Genomic DNA, 19,380 nt, shown 5'->3' with positions numbered 1-19,380 from the left:
GTTGCTGCCAGTTCACCTGGCAGTCTTCCCTTGGGCAGGATTGGCCGGTTCGGCCTTCCCCCGTTTCTGAGAAGTCGGGTGGCCACCTGTCGCGCTTGGGAGCTTGCTGCGGCGGCGATACTGAACGGCATTGAGGAGCACGGCGAGCACGATGACCGCGCCCGTGAACACTGTCTGCCAGTAGGATGAGATGCCGATGATCACCAGACCGTCGGACAGGAAGCCGATGACGAAGGCCCCGAGCAGGGTTCCGCGGATGTTGCCGCGGCCGCCGGTCAGTGCCGCGCCGCCGATGACGACGGCCGCGATGGCCGTCAGTTCGTAGGTGGTGCCGGCGGTCGGTCCAGCCGACGTCAACTGCGAGGACAGGATCAGGCCCGCGATGGCGGCACAGATGCCCGACAGCACATAGACGGAAATCTGGACCGTCTTGACCGGAACGCCGGAGAGTTCGGCCGCGCGTTCATTGCCGCCCGAGGCGTAGAGCCAGCGCCCGAAAGCGGTGCGGTTCAGGACGATGCTGCCGATGAGCGCGATAATCGCGAGAACCACGACGCCCGTCGGCACGCCGAACAGACGGTTGAAGCCAAGCGCATCGAAGCCGGTGTTTCCGAGCTCCGGCTTGCCGCCGAGATTGTTATAGGTCAGGCCGCTGGTCATCAGCAGCGCCAGGCCGCGTGCCATGTACATGACGCCGAGCGTGGCGACGAACGCCGGAACCTTGAAGCGCGCAATGAGCACGCCGTTGATCAGCCCGACGACCGCGCCCAGCATGCAGGCCAGCACCGCGACCACCCAGACCGGCGGATAGAGAACGACGCCCAGCCAGGTCAGCGTCACCCCTTGCATCAGGAATCCGGCAACGACGCCGGCCAAGCCTAGCGTCGACCCCACCGACAGATCGATGCCGCCATTGAGGATGACGAGCAGCATGCCGATCGCGAGGATTCCGAAGATGGCGACATGCGAAGCCATGGTCAGGAAGTTCGCCACCGAGAGGTAGTAGGGCGACAGGATCGAGAAGACGACGATGATGACGATCAGGGCAAAGAAGGCACGGCCCTCGAGCAGCAACTTGGCGAGATCGAAGCCTTCGCTCGCGCTTGGACTGGACTGTTTTCTGGCCTGGCTGACGTCGGTCATGGGTCTGGGCTCCGAAATTCTGGTGATCAGGCGACCACGGCTTCGCCGGAGGCGGCCATGATCTGCTCTTTGGTGGCGTTGGCGCCGAATTCAGCTGAAATCCTGCCACGCCGCATGACGACGATGCGGTGGGCAATGCTGAGGCATTCGTTGACCTCAGAGGTCGAGAAGATTACCGCAAGCCCTTGAGCGGCGCGTTCGCTCAACAAGCGGAAGACCTCGGCCTTGGCGCCAACATCGATGCCGCGGCTCGGCTCGTCGAGGAGGATGACCTTGGGGTTGGTCGTCAGCATCTTGCCGATGACGACCTTCTGCTGATTGCCACCCGACAGCGATCCGATCATGGCGTTGCCACCTGCGGTCTTGACAGTCACCTTGCGGATCGAGTCTTCGACCAGCTCTCGCTCCCTGGAACGGGACAGAAACAGCCCCTTGGCGAACGCCTCGATGCTGGCAAGCGAGAGATTGCGGCCGACGGTCATCGTTTGCACCAGCCCGTCGCGCTGGCGGTCCTCGGGGACCAGCACAAGCCCTCTGGAGATGCGCTGGGCAATGCTCAACCCCGAGACGTCCTCGCCTTCCAGAAGCGCGCGACCGCCCGCCATCGGCACTCGTCCGGCGACGGCCTCCAGCAATTCCGTGCGCCCGGCGCCCATTAGCCCATAGATGCAGACGATCTCGCCGGCCCTGACGTCCAGCGACAGGTGATCGACGACGGAATAGCCCGAGCCCGAAGTGTCAACGACGCTGACGTCCTCGATCGAAAGGGCGACCTCGCCGAACGCATGACCGGTCGGCGGCGAGCCGAGATCGAAATTCTCGCCGACCATGTTGCGCACGATCCACTCGAGGTCGATGTCCCTGGCCTCGGCCGTCGCCGTTATGGCGCCGTCGCGCAGGACAACGGCGTAGTCGGTGATCTGCAGCGCCTCTTCGAGGTGATGTGAAATGTAGACGATGGAGACGCCGCGGCTGGTCAGATCGCGGATCACCTTGAACAGCACCTCGACCTCGGTTGCACTGAGCGCGGAGGTCGGCTCGTCCATGATGAGGATGCGTGAATCGACCGACAGCGCCCGCGCGATCTCGACGATCTGCTGTTGACCCAGGCGCAGATCCTCGACGAGAGTCATCGGGTCGATGTCCTCTTCGAGATCGGCCATCAGCGCGCGCGCCTGGCGCGATTCTTCGGCGAAGTCGAGGCCGGTTCTGGTGCGCAGTTCGCGGCCCATGAAGATGTTGTCGCGAACGCTGAGGTTCGGCGCCAGGCTGAGTTCCTGGTGGATGATCGAGATGCCGCGATCGCGCGCGTCCGAGGATGAGGAAAAGCTGACGAGATTGCCGTCGAGCACGATGTCGCCGGATGTCGGCGTGACGACGCCGGACAGGATCTTCATCAGCGTCGACTTGCCGGCGCCGTTCTCGCCGAACAGCGTCGTGACCTTGCCGCGATGGATGTCGAAATTGACGCCCTTGAGCGCATGAACGCCGCCATACGACATGACGATGTTGCGCGCCGAAAGCACGGCGTCGCCGGTCGCGGGTCCGGTGCCTGCAGCCGCGCTCATTTGACCTCCAGCCTCACCGGAGTGACCAGCCAGCTCTTCGGGTTGACCAGCTTGAATGCGCCGACCACCGATACGGTCTTGCCGGTCAAGGTGCTGGTGTCGACCTTGGCCAGGACTTCCTTCTTCATCTCGTTGTTCAGCGCCGAACCGGCGTCCTGGTATTCGATCTGGTTGGTGAACTGGCCGAATGTGATCTTGCCGGTGGCGTCGCGAAGCTCGGTGCCGTTGATCGCCGGTCCCGTTTGCACCCGGATCATCAGCGTGTCCGGCACGCCTTCGACGGCGACCTTGTAGATGCCGGATTTTCCTTCGCCGACGACACCGGTGAACTTGACCGAGATGACCGGTCCGACGCCCGCCGGCACTCCATATTCCTTTTCCGCCGTCGCCCTGTCCTTGGCGATAGCAGCAGCCACCGTCACCGCGTCGGCGGCACGTGCCTCGACATCGGCCTGCACCTTGGGAAACTCCGACTTGCCGTAGTCAGCGGCGGAAAACACGGCGCTGCGGACATCGCCGGCAGAGCCGATCCTGACCACCTTGGTGTCGAGCGCCATGGCGCCGAGCAGGACGACAACCGCGGCGCCGGCAAGTGCCCGACGCAGGGCGGGCGAAGCCGGCCTGGTCGATGCGGTGGCGGCTTTCGCGCTCATGACGCAACCGCCAGCAAGGCTGATCCGCGCTTGTCACGCATTTGACGATCCTCCGTTCACATGGCGCTTCGCGCCATTGGGTTTGTTCTGTTCGACAAGGGCACGAGCGGTGGACTCGTCGGTGATCAGGCCACTCAGATAGCGGCTTTCGAGCACCGCTTTGATGGCACGCACTTTGATCTTGCCGCCGGCGACGGCGACGATCCGGCGGCCCTTCAACTGGTCCCGCGGAAGCGCGAGAATTCTGTCCGACAGCGCCGTTTCCACCGGGCGCCCCTTGTCGTCGAAGAAGTGGGCGAGCAGCTCGCCGACGCCGCCATCGCGTTTCACCTCATCGATTTCGGAATGTTCGATCATGCCGGTAGCGACCAACGAAGCTTCCCGCTCGGCGGTCCCTATGCCGACGAACATCAGGTCGGACCGGCTTGCGAGGTCGAAGACATCGCTAATGCCGCGCTGACCAAGCAGCACTTCACGGTCCTCGGCGGTGTTGGCGACGAAAGGCACCGGCATCACATAAGCCTGCGCGCCGGTCCGCTCGGCCAGCCGATGCATGACATCGTGCGGGTTGGCCGCGAATTTGCGCGTCACGCCGCCAAGCAGCGAGACGAAACGGATATGGGCAGCGGCGGTGCGCGTCAGATACTCGACGCTTGCGGCAAGGGTACGGCCATGGCCGACGCCGATCAGCATGTCCTCGCCGCGATCGATCTCCCGCTTCAGAAACTGAGCGCCGGCGATGCCAAGCGCCTTCAGCGGCAGCTCGTCCTGATCGAGATCGGGAACGACCTCGCAGTAATCGAGCCCGTAAGCATTGATCAGCTGCTGCTCGAGGTCGATGCATTCGCCGACATCGCCGTCGATGATCACCCTGACAAGGCCATCCTGGGTGGCCCGGGTGATGAGCCGATGCGCCTTGAGGCTGGTCAGGCCGAGCCGCTTGGCCACCTGGGCCTGCGTCAGACCCCCGGCATAGTGAAGCCAGGCCGCGCGGGTGGCGAGGCTGGACTCATGATCGCGGTTAGTGGCTCCGCCGGATTTCAAGACATCTCCTCCCTGAGATGATATTATTATCTTTGTGTGCAAAAATTTTCACATCCCTGCATCGCTGTCAATCCCTCGCCGGATTTGGCGCATGCACATATGGGGAATTCACAGGTCTCGCCCTTCCCGAAACGCCGGTCTGCCGGCATTTCGGCGGGCAACATCGACCTATTAGGAGGTGAGCATGTTACTCGATCATACGGCTATGTTAATTTAACGTCAATCTGTGTTATTTCGTGCCTGAGCCAGTAGAATTGGACAGCCATCGGCTATCTAATTTTTTTCTAACTAGCTGTTTCTCCATAATAATATCTGACATCGGCAAAATCCCAATCCACCTGTGAGTTGAGCGATTGGGGATGCGACGCATCCTTAGGCAAACCGACCGGATTGCCTTGGGAAAGAGCATCGGCGACGGAATGATCAGCCCAGCCGCATCAGGTTCCGGTCCTCGAGTTCCAGGGCGGCGGCCTCGACTTCCTCTGCGAGGCGCCCGGCGCTCCAGCCCAGCGCCCGTCCGGCAATCGTCGCAATCTCCTGCAGATCCCGGCCCGTCAGTGACCCTGATATCGCCAGGGTGCTGCGGCGCATGACGATATCGGCCAGATGTTCGACGAACTCGGTGCGGACGATGTAGTCAATTTCCGATCGGCTGTAGCTTTCTGAATCCGGCAGTCGGCCCTCATCATCCGGCTCATGTGTGGCGATCTGCGTGGCTCTGGTGCCATATCGCGACAGCAGCGCCTCGAGACGCCGTTCTCCAGCGCCCGTCTCCGAGTGAGCCAGAGCCAGCCAACTTGCTCGCGCTGCAGCATCAGCCGGGAAATCCCTGCCGCCGCCGATCGGCATGGTCTGCGTCGTCACCTTGCGGCTGCGCTGCAGGCGGCCGAGCACGGTGTCGGCGACTTCCTCGGCGAAGCCGCGAAAGGTCGTCCACTTGCCGCCGATCAGCGAGATGACTGCGAAAGGTCTGTTCCGATCCGGCTCGGCGACGGGCGCCGAGTGGTCACGGCTGATCAAGCCGGGCACCGATGCATCCGAGGCCGGCAGCGGCCGGATGCCGCTATAGGCATAGACGATCTGGTCGCGCTCGAACGCCATCCCCGGCAGCAGCGTCCGTACGCTGTCGAGCAGGTACTCGACTTCGTCAGGTTCGCAGCGCACCGCGTCGGGGTTGTCGGCCTTGATGTCGGTGGAGCCGACCAGCGCCAGGCCGAGATAGTCGTAGACAAGGCAGATGCGGCCGTCATCGGCTTCGAAATACAGCATGCGTCCGGCCAGGCTTTTGACCAGCTCGTCGTGCTTCAACAGGATGTGCGAGCCCTTGGTGCCGCCGATCATCTTCGACGGCGCGCCTAGCGAATCGTTGACATCGTCGATCCATGGACCGGCGGCATTGACCACCAGCTTCGGCCGCACCGAAAAGGCCGCGCCGTTTTCCGGCTGGAAGGTCAGCACGCCATCGACAGACTTCGCCAGCGCCGTGTAGTTCGCGCTGGCGGAGGCCGCGTTTGCCTGCAGCCCATCGAGGATCAGTTCGAGCACCAGCCTTTCGGGATGGCTTATCTTGGCGTCGTAGTAGGTGCCGGTGGCGACGATCGAAGGGTTGAGCGCCGGCATCTCACTGAGCGCTTGGCGCCGCCCGACCATGCGGTGACGCGGCATGACCTGATTTCGCGAGCCATAGAAATCATAGATCATCAGGCCGATCTTGATCAGGACGGCGCCACGGCTGCGCGGCGCGCTGGTCGAGCCGAACAGCGTCCGCAGCGCCGCCAGCATGCCTTTGCTCCAGGAAAAGATCGGGATGACGGTCGGCAGCGGGCTGACATAGTGCGGCGCGTTTTTCAAAAGCAGATTGCGTTCGAGCGTCGACTGCGCCACCAGCCCGAACTCGCCGGTTTCGAGATATTTCAAGCCACCATGAATGAGCCGTGACGGCGCAGCACTGGTGCCGGAGCCGAAATCCGCCTTGTCGACGATCAGGCAGCTGACGCCTTGCGCGCACAGATCGCGAAACAGCCCTGCCCCGTTGATGCCGGCGCCAAGAATGACGACGTCGACCTCCCCGGCTCCGGCCATGGCGGCCAGACGCCCGGCTGGATTTTCCGTACGTATTGCTTCGCTCGAGCTCATGGCGCTTTCGTCTTGACGATGCGCAGCTTCACGCCGGCCCGTTCGAGGGCTTGCGCCCGCGCATCGCCCAGGCCTTCGGTCGCCAGCACGACATCGAAGCTGGTCAGATCATCGAAGACATGCAGCGCGATCCTGTCGAACTTGGCATGGTCGATCAGAAGGATACGCTTGACCGATGCGGCCATCATCGCCTGCTTGACCCGCACGACATTGGGATCCTGGATGAAGGCGGTGGTTCCGGTGATGGCCGAAGCCGAACAGATCAGCACATTGGCGCGAAGCTGTGCCACCGCGTTCTCGCAGACGATGCCGATATAGGCGTTGTAGGTGTTGTGGTACTGGCCGCCGAGACAGATGAAGTCGAGTTCGTCGACATGGGTCAGCAGTGCAGCCGTCGCCACTGAGTTGGTGATGACGGTCAGCGGCTTGACGTCGAGCAGGAGCGTAGCGACCGCATTTGCCGTTGACGAATCGTCCAGCATCACCACCTGGCCAGCTTCGATATAATCGAGTGCTGTCCGCGCCAGCGCATCCTTTTCGGCCCGGTTGACCGTCACCCGGTAGCGGAAGGCGCTTTCGTAGAGACCGGAAGGCTGAACCGTGACCGCACCATGCAGCTTGCGCAACACGCCCTGCTGCGCCAGCCGGTCGATGTGCCGGTGGATGGTCATGCGCGACACGCCGAAATGCTCGACCAGATCGTCGATGCGTACCTGGCCGAGCTTGATCACATAGTCGGCGATCTCTTCGCGTCGTTCGTCGGCCTTGATCATGCGGTCCCCTCGGTGTCTGGCCGCGCCAGCTTCTCGATGTCGGGCCAATGCGGCACGAGCGCACCGGCTATGCGGCCATAGAGGGAAAAGCGCTCGTTGAACACAGCACTCGAGGCCAGCACTGGCTCGTATTGGCGCGCCGTCATGCCGACCTGCCGGGCGCCTTCTTGCGGCGTCGCGAAGATGCCAACCGCCGCACCAGCGCAAAGCGCAGCGCCAAACGCCGCAGCCTCGTCGGTCGAGGTGACGGTGACCGGGGCGTTCAGCACATCGGCAAACATCTGGACGAAGGCCGGATTGCGCGAGCCGCCGCCCGTCAGGCGGATTTCGCTGATGGCAAAGCCGTCGCGCAAGGCTTCGACATGGGTACGATGATTGAAAGCAATGCCCTCCAGAACCGCCTTGAGCATATCGCCGCGATTGTGCCAGCCATGAAGGCCGACAAAGCTGCCGCTGGCGACATCGCCAAAGGGGGAGCCGAACAGATAAGGATGAAACAGGATGGTCGACCGCTTTTTAAGCGCCTCGTCGATCTCTGCCGCCAAAACCTCGTGGATCGAGCCACCACCGACCGATGCCCTCTCCTGTTCCGAGCGGCAGAACGTGTCGAGAAACCAATCGTAGTTCGCGGTCGAGGCCGGCGAGATCGCCATGTTGTTCCAGCGGCCGGCGTCGATGGCGTTGCGACAGAGCCAACGCGGGTCGACGCGCGGTTGCGAAGAGACCACTTCGTTGATGGAATAGGTCCCGGCGACAATGGCAAGCACACCCTCCTCATGGCCGCCCATGCCAAGTGCGGAGGCAGTTACGTCATGCAGGCCGCTCGCCACCGGTGTCCCCTTGGCAAGGCCGGTCATGTCGGCGGCCTCGGCGGTAACGTGGCCGGCGATCTCGGCCGAATGCGCCATCGGCGGCAGCGCGTCGAAAAGATCGTCCAGTTCGAAGATGCGCATCGCTTCCAGCGCGTAATCCTGCGTGCGGAAATCCGTGAATGAGGTGCTGGCCTCGGTACGGTCGGTGCCGATCGTGCCGGTCAGGCAAAAGCGCAGCCAGTCCTTGCAGGCCAGTATATGCCCGATGCGGCCATAGCGGTCGGGTTGGTTCTTCCTGATCCAGGCCAGCAGCGCCGACGGAGCCGAAACGTGCGGCGCCTGGCCTGTTCGACCTAGCGCATCTTCGAAGACCCGGTCCGCCGACCATCGCTCGACAATCTTGCCAGCGCGGCTGTCGAGCGACAGGATTCCAGGCCCTAGCGGCCGACGATCCTTGTCGAGCAAATAGAGGCCGTCGCCATGCGCGGTCGCCGCCACCGCCCTGATGTCGTCCGCCGGGCGGCCACAAAGGGCAATCGCCTCCTTGATTGCATCGCCGGTCGCTTGCCAGAGGCCGGCCATGTCGCGCTCCACCCAATGCGGATGGGGTATCGATTGTGGAACCCGCCGACGCGCCACCGACAACTGCGTGCCATCGGCATCGAAGATCACCGCCTTGGTGACCGTGAGACCGTTATCGATTCCGAGCAGACTGGGCATGGGCGCCGCCGCTTTCAGCAACTGGTGAAGGGCGCTGCAAGGCAAACCTGCAGGTTGGGATAGGGATGACAGGCATGACGACAATCAACGAGCAACGGTGATACAAAAGCGACGCATCCGACGCGGTAAAAAGACCATAGTAGCATGTTAAGTTAACGTCAATACGTGAGATATTTTGCGGATATGTCTGACGTCATCTGCGACGAAAATTGCCATCCCCTCGTACCGCATCCGATGCGGACGAAGTTCCGGCTAGTGCCCAACTGGCCGGATAGGCTTCAACCCCGCGCTGGGAGCCAGAGAGCACGGTACGATTGACGCCGAACGCGCTTCGACTGGCTTTGCGAGTTCCTGCGCAACGACCTGATAACCCGCGCCGCTTCGGCGCCGTTCAAAGAAAACGCGACGACTCAAGAAGCTCAGCCACCCCGTCCAGTTCCTTGTGCAGGCGATGCCAGCGACGGTCGAGATAAACAAGCGAATGCGCCTCCGGGGGGACCTCGTCCGGCTGTACCTCGCCGTCAAGGAGTTCGGCCGCGACCAGTGTCGCGCCCTCGATCGGCAGGACGCCGAGCCGACGGGCGCGGAACCAGGTCGAAACGCCGGTATAGCGCGGTTCGCCGGTGGGCAGCCGCGCCCAGGCGCCTCCCGGAGGGAAGCGTTCCGCGCCGCTCGACGCGCAGAGCTGCGCCAGGTCGATATCAGTGAAGCGCAGCAGGTGGATCACCATGGTCTCGGCCCGCAGCAAAGGCTCGGACGAAGTCGATTTCATCGAGAGCGAGAAGGCGACGACCGGCGGCGCGGCACTTACCGAGATCAGCGAGGATACGGTCATCGCCACCGGCCTGCCGCCGGGATCGGCCGTGATCACGGCAACACCGGCCGGATGGTGGCGAAAGGCTTCGCGGAAGGCGTTGGTCATCGGATGCGGGAAGCTCATCGACGTCTCTCTTCTGCAGCGTGAATAAGGGCCGGACGGCGTCTGCCGGACGGCCCTTGCGGACTACTTCTTCTCGATCAGGTCGTAGAACTGCCAGGTGCGATCGCTCCACAGGCCGCCGATGTCGCGACCGGCCGAGGTGACGATCGACGGCGCGATCGTGAAATGGTTGGCCGCCACCATCATCTCGCGGAAGGTGCGCTGGATCACGCCGGCGCGCAGCGACGCGCCGCCGCCGGCGCGGTAGGCGAAATTGCAGATATCCACGCCAACCTCGTGAATCTCGGATTTGGCCAGATGGACAAGGCTGATCTGTCGCGTCGATACGCTGTTGCCGGCCTCGACCGTCGCCTCAATGTCGCGCCAGACTTCGAAGACGAAGGCGCGGGCAGCGCGATAGCGGGCTTCGGCGCGGCCATAGTCGTGCCAGAACTTCTCGCTCTCGCCGATCAGGCCGGCGCGACCCGATTTGCTGCGGGCGAACTTGGCGATCTCGTCCAGCATCCGCCGCCCAGTGCCGAGAGCCCAACCGGTATGCCCGATTGCGGCGAGGCCGACGACACCGAGACTGAAGAACTCCTTCTGACGCAGCGGCGGTGCGGTCAGGATCGGGAAAACGAGATCGTCGGCGATGAAGACGTCCTCGGCCGCATAGTCGATGCTGCCGGTACCACCGAGGCCCAGAACGTCCCAATTGCCGAGCTGCTTGTGCTGAGAGATCGGGGCATGGGCGCACATGATGATCAAGTTGCCCTTCTCGTCCTTGGCGGGCTTGCCGGTGCCGTCGTCGACGAAGGCGGCACTGTGGCTGTAGGTGGCGTGGCTGAAGCCGCTGCCATAGCTCCACTTGCCATTCAGCCGGTAGCCGCCATCGACTTTCTTCAGCATACCGAGCGGCGCGCCCTGCCCCGAGAACCGGTTTTCGGTGCCCGGCGCGAACAACCGCTCGACCGCGCTGTCCGGCAGAAAGGCTGCCGACATCGCACCGATGCAGCAATGCACCATGGAAACCCAACCAGCCGCCCCAGAGTGCCAGGTGATCGCCGCCAGCAGTTCGAGACCCTGGGTGGGTCGCAGCTGCGCACCGCCGAGGCTCTCCGCGGCGAAGATATGCGACATGCGCAGCGGCTTCAGCAGCTCGAACGTGGCCGCAGTCAGTTCGCCATTCTCCTCATCGGCGGTGGTGTTGGCTTCCAGGGCCGGCCCGATCTCCGTGATCTTGCTGAGCAAGTCGCGATAGTCGGTGGTCGTCCCCCACGAGCCGTGCTTGATGGGTTTGTTCATTGTCTTCTCCTCCTTTTCAATGCGGTCAGCCGGCGAGGAAATCGCCGATCTTCCTGAGTGTTTCGGGTTTCTCCTGCATGACGAAATGGCCGGCATCCTCGACCAGGATCAGGCGTGCGTCGGGCAGGGCTTCGACGAAGAGCGGCGCCTGGCCAGCCGGCAGCAGACGGTCCCTGGTGCCCCAGACGACCAGCGTCGGATTGGCGATACGCGCCAGAAAGCGCCGCAGGTTGGGATGGCCCATGCCGAACGGCGCCAGCAGCCGGCCGAGCGTGTCGCCTTCGCGGACGCGGTCGGCGCCGAAGGCCTCGGCAAAGGCGGGGTCTGAGCCGTCCGGGAAATAGCGCAGCGCCACCGAGACGTCATGCGCCAGATAGGCCGGCAGCTCCTGCGGCGCGACCGCGCCCAGATCGGTGGCCGGATGCGCGGGGTCGTTGAGCCCGGCGGGAGCGATCAGCACCACCCTGTCGAAACGCTCGCGCGCAAGGCCGGCGAGCTCGGTCGCCATCCAGCCGCCCATGGAAAAGCCGATGAGATGAGGCTTCTCCGGCAGGTTCAGAACATCGAGCAGGTTCAGGTAGTGCAGAACCAGGTCGGACATCGCAGCGACATGCGGCGCCGGGCCAGAAAAGCCGAAGCCCGGATGGCTCGGGCAGAGCACGCGGAAGCGGTCGGCGAGGCCCTCCGCGAAGCCGAAGCCTTCAAGCGTCGAGGCGCCGTGCAGGAACAGCACGGGCTTGCCTCTACCGATGGCCTTCACCACCGTTTCCGTGCCGCCGATATCGTATTCGAGCGTTTCGAATTGAACGGCCATTTTCACTCTCCTCAAACAGGTGCGGCCTCAAACAAGGTCCGGCTGAATCAGCACTTTGCATTGCGTGGTGCGGCGGCGAAGGCTCTCGAATATCTGCGGAACTGGCGAGAGATCGATCCGGTCGGTGACCAGAGCTTGGGGTGCGAAAGGTCCGCCGCGCAGCGCATCGAGGGCGACGCCGAATTCGTTGCGCTGATGGAAGAAGACCGAGAACAGCAGGTTCACTTCCTTGGTCAGCGCAATGAACGGATCCCATTCGTCGCCGCCGATACACAAGCCGACGCCAACCACCGTGCCCTGCAGCCGCACCGCTTCGACCGCCGCGCCGATGAGGCCGCGCTTGCCGACGCATTCGAAGACAATGTCTGGCGCTCCGCCACAGAGATCGGCGAGGTTCTCGCTCAGCTTTTCGCCCGAAAGCGCGAAGCCGGTCGCGCCGAGAGCAAGCGCACGCTCGCGCTGATGGCCGTGGATGTCGGCCACCACGACACGCGACGCCCCCATCCGCCGCGCCCAGAAGGCGACGAGCAGTCCGATCGGCCCAGCGCCCAGGATGGCGACCCGATCCCCCGGCTTCATGCCCGAGCGGACGATGCAATGCAGAGCGACCGACAGTGGCTCGGCCAACGCACCATCCTCGAGCGCCACATCGCCGGGCAGGATATGACACTGGCGTGCGGCCACGGTCGCGTATTGCGCATAGCCGCCGCCGATCAGCTCCATCTCGCGACAGCGCGCCGGATCGCCGCGCTCGCAGGCTTCGCAGTGTCCGCAACCGCGCATAGGCGCGACGGCGACACGGTCACCGATCCGAAGGCCTGTTGCCTCCGATCCGACCGCGACGATGTCCCCAGAGAATTCATGGCCGAGCACGAAGCCTGCCTCGATGCCGAAAGGCACGGGGTCCTCGGTGATATGCAGATCGCTGCCGCAGATGCCGCAGGCGGCGACACGCAAGACGACCTCGCCCGGTGCCGGCGTCGGGTCCGGCACCGTGCCGATCCGCAGCGGGACGCCGACCCTATCGAAGATGGCGGCTTTCATGAATCCTCCTCGTCAGCGGTTCGGGTCGACGAGCTTGCGTCGGATCGGGAACCATGGTGCATCCCACCGTTTCGAGATCAGGCCCCAGATGCCCGTCCGGGCGTAGAGCGCGACCAGAAGCGTCATCAGGCCGAGGACAACGAAATAAGTCGCGCCGTATTCGCCGAACCAGCGGTCCGCGATGAAGAAAATCAGGGATCCGATCAGAACGCCCTCGATGGAGCCGATTCCGCCGACCATGACGATGAAGATCGCGACGTTCGCCCACATCGGATCAAAGGCCGATCCCGGGGTGATGCGGAGCTGCGCCATGAAATAGATCGCCCCGGCAAGACCGCAGCCGACCGCCGACGCGACGTAGATCAGGAAGCGCAGCTTGACGACATTCACGCCCTGGCTCGCGGCCGCGACCGGATTGTCGCGCATGGCGATCAGCGCAAGGCCGAAGCGCGAGCGAAGCAGCCAATAGCTGCCGCCCAGCGTGACGAGCAGCATCCCCGCGCAGAGCAGCGACATGGCGACATTCCGCTCGAAGGCCGAATAGTCCTTCATCACGCGAAGCGACATGCCCGCGCCGGAATTGACGAGCGGCAGGTTCGAGGCGGTCAGCCGGAAGACCTCGGCCACCACCCATGTGCCGATCGAAAAATAGGGGCCATCCAGGCGATGCAGCAGCAGGTAGATCGGCACGGCCAGCGCGGCCGGCACCAGCAGCGAAAGGAAGACCGCCACAAACGGATTGATGCCGTAAGTCTGGGCCAACACGAAGAGCGCATAGCCGGCCGCTCCCATGAAGGCATGCTGACCCACCGAGACGAGGCCGGCATAGCCGGCGAGCAGGTTCCACAGCTGAGCGACGGCGATGTAGCAGCACAGCACCAGAATCGACCGGATCGTGCCGGTCGTGGCCCACCATGGCATGGCGGCGACACCGATCAGCGCCAGCACAGCCAGCGTCATCGCGATGCGACCGGACCGGGTCTGGCGTTGGACCAGGACCTGAGGCACCTCGGTTGCCACATAGGGGATCGCACTCATGACAATGCCTTTCCGAACAAGCCCTGCGGGCGGGTCGCCAGCACGATCAGGAAGACGATATGTCCGGCGAGCACGCCGAAGCCCGGATCCATGCGGAAGCCGATGGCCTGCGAGATGCCGAGCACCATCGAGCCGGCGAAGGCGCCCCATACCGTCCCCATGCCGCCGATGATCACCGCTTCGAAGGCGTAGATCAGCTGGGCAGGTCCGTCGGCCGGCGCGACGGTCGACCGCAACGCCTGGAAGACGGCTGCAAAGCCGAGGATGCCGACCGCTGCCGCTGTCGCCATCGCATAGACGGCGCGCGGATTGATGCCGGTCATCGCCGCTGCCTCGACATCGGCCGACGCGGCGCGGAGCGCCCGGCCGAAGCGCGTGCGCTTCAGAGTCAGGTCGAGGCCTCCTGTCAACCCCGTGGCGACGGCCAGCACGATCAGCGGCAGGAGGCCGACATAGATACCGCCGATCTCGATGGATTGACTCTCTATTCCATGGCCGGGCAACGATCGGCTGTTCGCGGACCATATCTGCAGCATCAGGTTCTGCAGCGCGATCGACAGTCCGAAGGTGGCGATCAGCGAGGGCAGCGGATCGCTGCCCACCACGCGGTTCAGCACGGCCTTCTGCAGCACCCAGCCCATCAGCACCGCGAGCGGCACCAGTAAGATCAGCACAGGCAGCGGTCCCAGACCCCAGGCCGTGGCTATCGAAATGCCTATCAGCGACAAAAGGATCACCAGATCGCCATGGCTGATGTTGACGATCCGCATGACGCCGAACATCAGCGCCATGCCGAGCGCATACTGGGCATACATGCCGCCCAGCAGGACCCCCTGCACCAAGGCGTCAAACCACTCCATGGCCCGCTCCAAAATAGGCTTTGCCGATCTGCTCGCGCGTGATTTCGGCGGACCTGCCGGTCAGGGTCACGCGCCCCTCCAGCATGCAGTAGAGGCGGTCCGTAGCGGTTCGAGCGAGGCCGACATCCTGCTCGACCACGATCATCGCCGTTCCGGTGGCGCGGATTTCGGGCAAGGCGGCATAGATCTCGCGGATCACCTTCGGCGCAAGACCAAGGCTGATCTCGTCGCAGAGCAGCACGCGCGGCTGGCAGAGCAGCGCGCGGCCGATCGCCACCATCTGCTGCTGCCCGCCCGAGAGGCTTTGCACCTGCGTGCGAGCCTTCTCCTTGAGGATCGGGAACAGCTGATGCAGACGCGGCAGCGTCCATCCGCCCTTGGCGCCCATGCGCGCAGCCTGGTCGATGGCGACGCGCAGATTGTCCTCGACCGACATGCCGGTGAAGAGCCGGCGGCCCTCCGGCACAATGGCGACGCCCTTCTGCACCATGCGGTCGGTGGCGGTGCCGCCAACAGCCTCGCCGTGCAGCAGCACCATCTCGCGCCCGACCGGGAGCAGGCCCATGATCGAACGCAGGAGCGTGGATTTTCCGGCCCCATTGGCGCCGATCAAGGCCACGGCCTCACCCTGGTGCAGCTCTATGTCGACGCCGTAGAGCGCCTGGAAATCGCCATAGCGGGCCAACAGCCCGTGGGTGGAAAGAACGGGCGTCATCCCTCGATCCCCATGTAGACGCGCTGGACCTCGGGCAGCGCAATCACTTCGGCGGGCACGCCTTCGGCGATCTTCTCGCCGAAGTTCAGCACCAACAGCCGGTCGGCCACCGCCAAGAGCGCGTGCAACACATGCTCGATCCACACAATGGTGATGCCGCGGTCGCGTATGCGGCGCACCAGCGCCACCAGCGCCTTCGATTCATCGTCGGTCAGCCCACCCGCGATCTCGTCCAACAGCAGCAGCTTCGGATCCGACGCCAGCGCGCGCGCCAGCTCCAGCCGCTTGCGATCGAGCAGAGTGAGCGCGCCGGCCGAGACATTGGCCTTGTCGGAGAGCTCGCAATCGCGCAGGACCTGGGCGCAGAAAGCATAGCTCTGCTTCTCGGATCGGCCGCCGCCGAAAGCGGCGGCGACCAGCAGGTTTTCGAAGGTGGTCATGCCGGAATAGGGACGCGGGATCTGATAGGTCCGCCCGATCCCCATCTGGCAGCGCCGGAAGGGCGGCTCGCCGCGAAGCGCGGTGTCGCCGAGCTGGATCTCGCCGCCGGACGTCTTCAAATCGCCGCTGATCATGTTGAACAGCGTCGTTTTGCCCGCCCCATTCGGGCCGAGGATGCCCAGCACCTCGCCCCGATGCACGTCGAAGCTCACCTCATGCAGGACGCGGACAGCGCCGAAGGACTTCGACACGCCGTGCGCTTTCAGCAGGATTTCCCTACCCATAACTCTGCCCGCGTTCCCGCTCATGTCACCAGGCGATCGGCTGGATAGCCTGCTGCGGCGCGAAGAGCTGATTGACAGTGTTGTCGACGATCTTCAGGTCATAAGGCCATTTCTCGCCCTTCACCCACTGGCCGCCGAAGATCGGCGTCTTGCAGATGTTCTTGTGGGGCGAGCCGTCGAACTTGATATGACCGACCAGCGTCTGCAGATCGGTAGCGACCAGAGCGTCACGATTGGCCGCACGGTCGAGCGGATTGGAAGAGCGCTTCAGTATGTCGAGGGCGACCTCGAGCAAGGCATGCGAATAGCCCAGCGGCTGCGTCCACTGGCGCTTCGTATCGGCTTCCCATTCGCTGGCGATGTCGCTGCTGACCTGGCCGGTCAGCGACGACTTGAACGGGAAGGCCGGGGTCCACCAGACCTCCGAGGACATGCCGTTGCCTAGAGGACCCATGGCCTCGACGCCACCCGGGAACAAGAGCGCCGCCGCCACCGTGACCGCCTTCGGCTTGAAGCCCTGCTGGTTGCACTGGGTGACGAAGGTCTTCAGATCGTCGGGATAGGTAATCCCGCCGATGATCTCGCAGCCCTGCTTCTTGAACTCGGCTATCTGTGCGGAAAAATCATTGGTGCGGGGCTGGAAATAGCCGGGCACCACGACCTCGTAGCCGGCATTGCGGGTCGGCGCTGGCAAGCCATATTCGTCGTTGCCCCAGGTCTCGCCGTCGATGTTCTGGGGGAACAGCATCCCGACCTTCTTGTTGGTCTCCAGATGGTTCCAGAGCCCGACGAAGGTGTTCAACGCCTCGTCGAGGCCCCAGAAGAAATGATAGGTCCAGTCGAAGGTCTGCTTGCCGCCGCCGCGCGGCATGATCACCGCTTGCCAGGGAGCGCCCGAGGAAATGCAGGGCGTTTCATAAAGCTCGGCCTGCTCGGCCGCGGGCAGGATCGTGTCGGTGGTCGAGGCCGGCACGAGCAGATGCACCTCGTCGTTCAGGATCAGATTGCCGGCGATTTCCGATGCCTTGTTCGGATTGGACTGGCTGTCGCGGTCAAGAATCTCGATTTCGTAAGTATTGCCGTCGGCGCATTGCAGCTGGCCGCCGAGCAGGGCGCGGATCTTCTGCAAGGTGTAGCCATCCGTTTCACCAAACAGGGCGAGCGGTCCGGTCGTCGGGCTGAGATAGCCGAGCTTGATCTTTCCCGCCGTCGCGGCGCGCACATAGGCCGGCATGCCCAGCGTGCTGGCGGCAAGGCCGGCTCCAATCCCCTTCAGGACGCTTCGGCGGCTGGGCCGCAAGCCCGATTTCACCAGTCTGTTGTAGTAGCTCATCGTCGGTTCCTCCCTGGGTTAAGTTTCTCCGGCCCACGGGACCGGTCTCAGTTCAAAGCGGCTTCAGGTCATCCTCAGCAGTGAGCCGCCATCAATGACGATCAGCGAGCCCGTGACGTAGGACGCGGCCGGCGACGCCAGATAAAGCGCCAGGCCCTTGATCTCTTCCGGGTCGCCGATCCGACCGAGCAGCGACTGGGCCTCGAAGGCCTTGCGGTCCGCCGGATTGCGCAGCCGGCCGCCGGCGATGTTGGTGATGAACGGTCCGGGCAGGATGGCATTGATGCGGATGTTGTAGGCGCCAAGCTCCATCGCCATGTGGCGAACGAGATGGTTCACCGCGGCCTTGGCGGGCATGTAGGGTGTACCCACGATGCTCTCGTTGATCAGAGAGGCGATGGACGACGTGACGATGATCTGGCCGCCGCCATTCGGCTTCATGTGCCGCACGGCATGCTTGATCGTGGTGTAGACCGAGGTCAGGTTTATCTCGATCACCTTGTCCCAGTGCTCGTCGGGCAGGTTCTCGATGGCGCCGTCGGGGTTCCTTTCGCCCGTCGGGGTGTTGAAGCCCGGCCCGGCATCGATCCCGGCATTGGCGAACACGATATCGATCGAGCCCGCCTCCCCGGCGACCTTGTCGAAGGCTGCGGCCATGGCCGCGCGGTCGCCGACATCGACAACCTGGCCCCAGACATCGCCACCCACCGCCCTGATCGCGGCCACGGTCGTGTCAAGCCCGGCAGGGTTCAGGTCGAAGATACAGACCTTCGCCCCGTGCTCGGCCATGATCTCGGCATAGGCCTGCCCGATGCCGCTGGCGCCCCCGGTGACGATCACCGACTTGCCTTTGACATCGAACATCTTTTCAAGTGCGGCCATCAGTTTCCTCCCTTGTGCGACAGCACGAAATCGAACTCCACGTCGTAGAACGGGGCCGCAACCTCGACCCTGGCGGCAGCTTCGGCGTCTTCGACCTTGCGGAATTCGGCGAGCAGGCTCTTCTTCACGCCGAAGACGGCATCTGAATCGATGTACGGGTCGTCCGGGTCGAAGATGTGCGTGGTCAGCGCTTCGAAGCCCGCGGCCTCGACGATGTAGTGGAGATGCGCCGGACGATTGGGGTGACGCCCCAGCGCGCCCAGCAGCTTGCCGACCGGGCCATCATCCGGGATCGGGTAGTATTTGGGCTTCACTCCGCGAAACCAGTAGCGCCCGTCCATGCCGGTGCGAAAGACGCCGCGCAAGTTGAAGTCGGGTTGGATGCCCTTCTGCTGCACGTCGTAGAAGCCCTCGTCATTGGCCTGCCAGACGTCGATCTTGGCGCCTGCGATCGGGTTGCCCTCGGTATCGAGGATGCGGCCATGCACGAACATGGGCTCGCCCTTCTGGTCGAGGCAGATGTTGGAGCCCATCGGCAGTTCGGGGGCGTCGGCGACGTGGAAGGGTCCCAGCACCGTCGATTCCGAGGCGCCCGACGGCTTGCGGTTGTTGATCGCATCGACCAGCATCGAGACACCGAGAACATCCGACAGCAGGATGTATTCCTGCCGCCACTCGTTGCAGATCTGGCCTGTCTGCGTCAGGAACATGATCGCGCCGAACCATTCCTCCTGTGTCGGCTCGATCTCCTTCACCGCCTCGTGCAGCTTGCGGGTGATGACCTCCATCACCTCTTTGAGCCGCTCGTCCTTGGCGTTCCTGTTGCGCGCCACCACGACCTCGGCCGAGTTCGCTTCGGTGAAATAGCCGGATTCGTGTTCGTCGATCATGCGATC

General features: G+C 63.8%; 18 protein-coding genes. All 18 read right to left on the bottom strand.

Annotation, left to right across the window (positions count from 1 at the left end; all coding sequences use genetic code 11):
* Positions 1–12: 12 nt before the first annotated feature.
* Entirely contained in the window at positions 13–1,143 is a 1,131-nt protein-coding gene (locus AC0L24_RS00715; protein WP_127811168.1) for an ABC transporter permease, read from the bottom strand.
* A 26-nt stretch (positions 1,144–1,169) separates the two neighbouring features.
* Positions 1,170–2,711 carry a sugar ABC transporter ATP-binding protein gene (locus AC0L24_RS00710; protein WP_127811169.1) on the bottom strand — a complete coding sequence of 514 codons (1,542 nt, stop codon included), beginning with the start codon at positions 2,709–2,711 and terminating at the stop codon, positions 1,170–1,172.
* Complete coding sequence (locus AC0L24_RS00705) at positions 2,708–3,364, bottom strand: DUF2291 domain-containing protein (protein ID WP_127269798.1); 657 nt, start codon at positions 3,362–3,364, stop codon at positions 2,708–2,710. Before AC0L24_RS00705 ends, AC0L24_RS00710 begins: the two co-directional genes overlap by 4 nt.
* Positions 3,365–3,397: 33 nt before the next feature.
* Positions 3,398–4,408 (bottom strand): sugar-binding transcriptional regulator, encoded by a 1,011-nt coding sequence (locus AC0L24_RS00700; RefSeq protein WP_127326964.1) that lies wholly within the window; start codon positions 4,406–4,408, stop codon positions 3,398–3,400.
* A gap of 423 nt (positions 4,409–4,831) precedes the next feature.
* A complete protein-coding gene (locus AC0L24_RS00695; protein ID WP_473563319.1) occupies positions 4,832–6,544 on the bottom strand; it encodes a glycerol-3-phosphate dehydrogenase/oxidase in 1,713 nt (570 codons plus the stop codon).
* Entirely contained in the window at positions 6,541–7,317 is a 777-nt protein-coding gene (locus tag AC0L24_RS00690) for a DeoR/GlpR family DNA-binding transcription regulator (protein WP_127269804.1), read from the bottom strand. Before AC0L24_RS00690 ends, AC0L24_RS00695 begins: the two co-directional genes overlap by 4 nt.
* Positions 7,314–8,849: an FGGY-family carbohydrate kinase gene (locus tag AC0L24_RS00685; protein WP_127811172.1), complete on the bottom strand. Its 1,536-nt coding sequence runs from the start codon at positions 8,847–8,849 to the stop codon at positions 7,314–7,316. The genes AC0L24_RS00690 and AC0L24_RS00685 overlap by 4 nt, the downstream gene beginning before the upstream one ends.
* Before the next feature lie 391 nt (positions 8,850–9,240).
* The gene (locus AC0L24_RS00680; RefSeq protein ID WP_127811173.1) at positions 9,241–9,789 is read right to left on the bottom strand and encodes a flavin reductase family protein; all 549 of its coding nucleotides are present in this window, start codon (positions 9,787–9,789) and stop codon (positions 9,241–9,243) included.
* 63 nt (positions 9,790–9,852) lie between these two features.
* On the bottom strand, positions 9,853–11,073 hold the full coding sequence (locus tag AC0L24_RS00675) for an acyl-CoA dehydrogenase family protein (RefSeq protein WP_127382048.1): 1,221 nt from the start codon (positions 11,071–11,073) through the stop codon (positions 9,853–9,855).
* Positions 11,074–11,098: 25 nt separating this feature from the next.
* Positions 11,099–11,887 (bottom strand): alpha/beta fold hydrolase, encoded by a 789-nt coding sequence (locus AC0L24_RS00670; RefSeq protein ID WP_127811174.1) that lies wholly within the window; start codon positions 11,885–11,887, stop codon positions 11,099–11,101.
* A 27-nt stretch (positions 11,888–11,914) separates the two neighbouring features.
* A complete protein-coding gene (locus AC0L24_RS00665; protein ID WP_127811175.1) occupies positions 11,915–12,931 on the bottom strand; it encodes a zinc-dependent alcohol dehydrogenase in 1,017 nt (338 codons plus the stop codon).
* Between the two features lie 12 nt (positions 12,932–12,943).
* Complete coding sequence (locus AC0L24_RS00660; protein ID WP_127811176.1) at positions 12,944–13,969, bottom strand: branched-chain amino acid ABC transporter permease; 1,026 nt, start codon at positions 13,967–13,969, stop codon at positions 12,944–12,946.
* Complete coding sequence (locus tag AC0L24_RS00655; protein ID WP_127811177.1) at positions 13,966–14,829, bottom strand: branched-chain amino acid ABC transporter permease; 864 nt, start codon at positions 14,827–14,829, stop codon at positions 13,966–13,968. The genes AC0L24_RS00660 and AC0L24_RS00655 overlap by 4 nt, the downstream gene beginning before the upstream one ends.
* Positions 14,816–15,544 (bottom strand): ABC transporter ATP-binding protein, encoded by a 729-nt coding sequence (locus tag AC0L24_RS00650; protein WP_127396228.1) that lies wholly within the window; start codon positions 15,542–15,544, stop codon positions 14,816–14,818. The genes AC0L24_RS00655 and AC0L24_RS00650 overlap by 14 nt, the downstream gene beginning before the upstream one ends.
* Positions 15,541–16,269 carry an ABC transporter ATP-binding protein gene (locus AC0L24_RS00645; protein WP_127396229.1) on the bottom strand — a complete coding sequence of 243 codons (729 nt, stop codon included), beginning with the start codon at positions 16,267–16,269 and terminating at the stop codon, positions 15,541–15,543. Before AC0L24_RS00645 ends, AC0L24_RS00650 begins: the two co-directional genes overlap by 4 nt.
* A gap of 25 nt (positions 16,270–16,294) precedes the next feature.
* The gene (locus AC0L24_RS00640; protein WP_127811178.1) at positions 16,295–17,602 is read right to left on the bottom strand and encodes an ABC transporter substrate-binding protein; all 1,308 of its coding nucleotides are present in this window, start codon (positions 17,600–17,602) and stop codon (positions 16,295–16,297) included.
* A 63-nt stretch (positions 17,603–17,665) separates the two neighbouring features.
* Entirely contained in the window at positions 17,666–18,484 is an 819-nt protein-coding gene (locus tag AC0L24_RS00635) for an SDR family NAD(P)-dependent oxidoreductase (protein WP_127396231.1), read from the bottom strand.
* Positions 18,484–19,374, bottom strand: coding sequence for an intradiol ring-cleavage dioxygenase (locus AC0L24_RS00630; protein WP_127811179.1), 891 nt, complete (start codon positions 19,372–19,374; stop codon positions 18,484–18,486). The genes AC0L24_RS00635 and AC0L24_RS00630 overlap by 1 nt, the downstream gene beginning before the upstream one ends.
* Between the last annotated feature and the right edge of the window lie 6 nt (positions 19,375–19,380).

Source organism: Mesorhizobium sp. WSM4809, assembly GCF_055811655.1.
The sequence above is the reverse complement of the archived record's forward strand: the minus strand, read 5'-3'. Positions and strand labels throughout refer to the sequence as shown.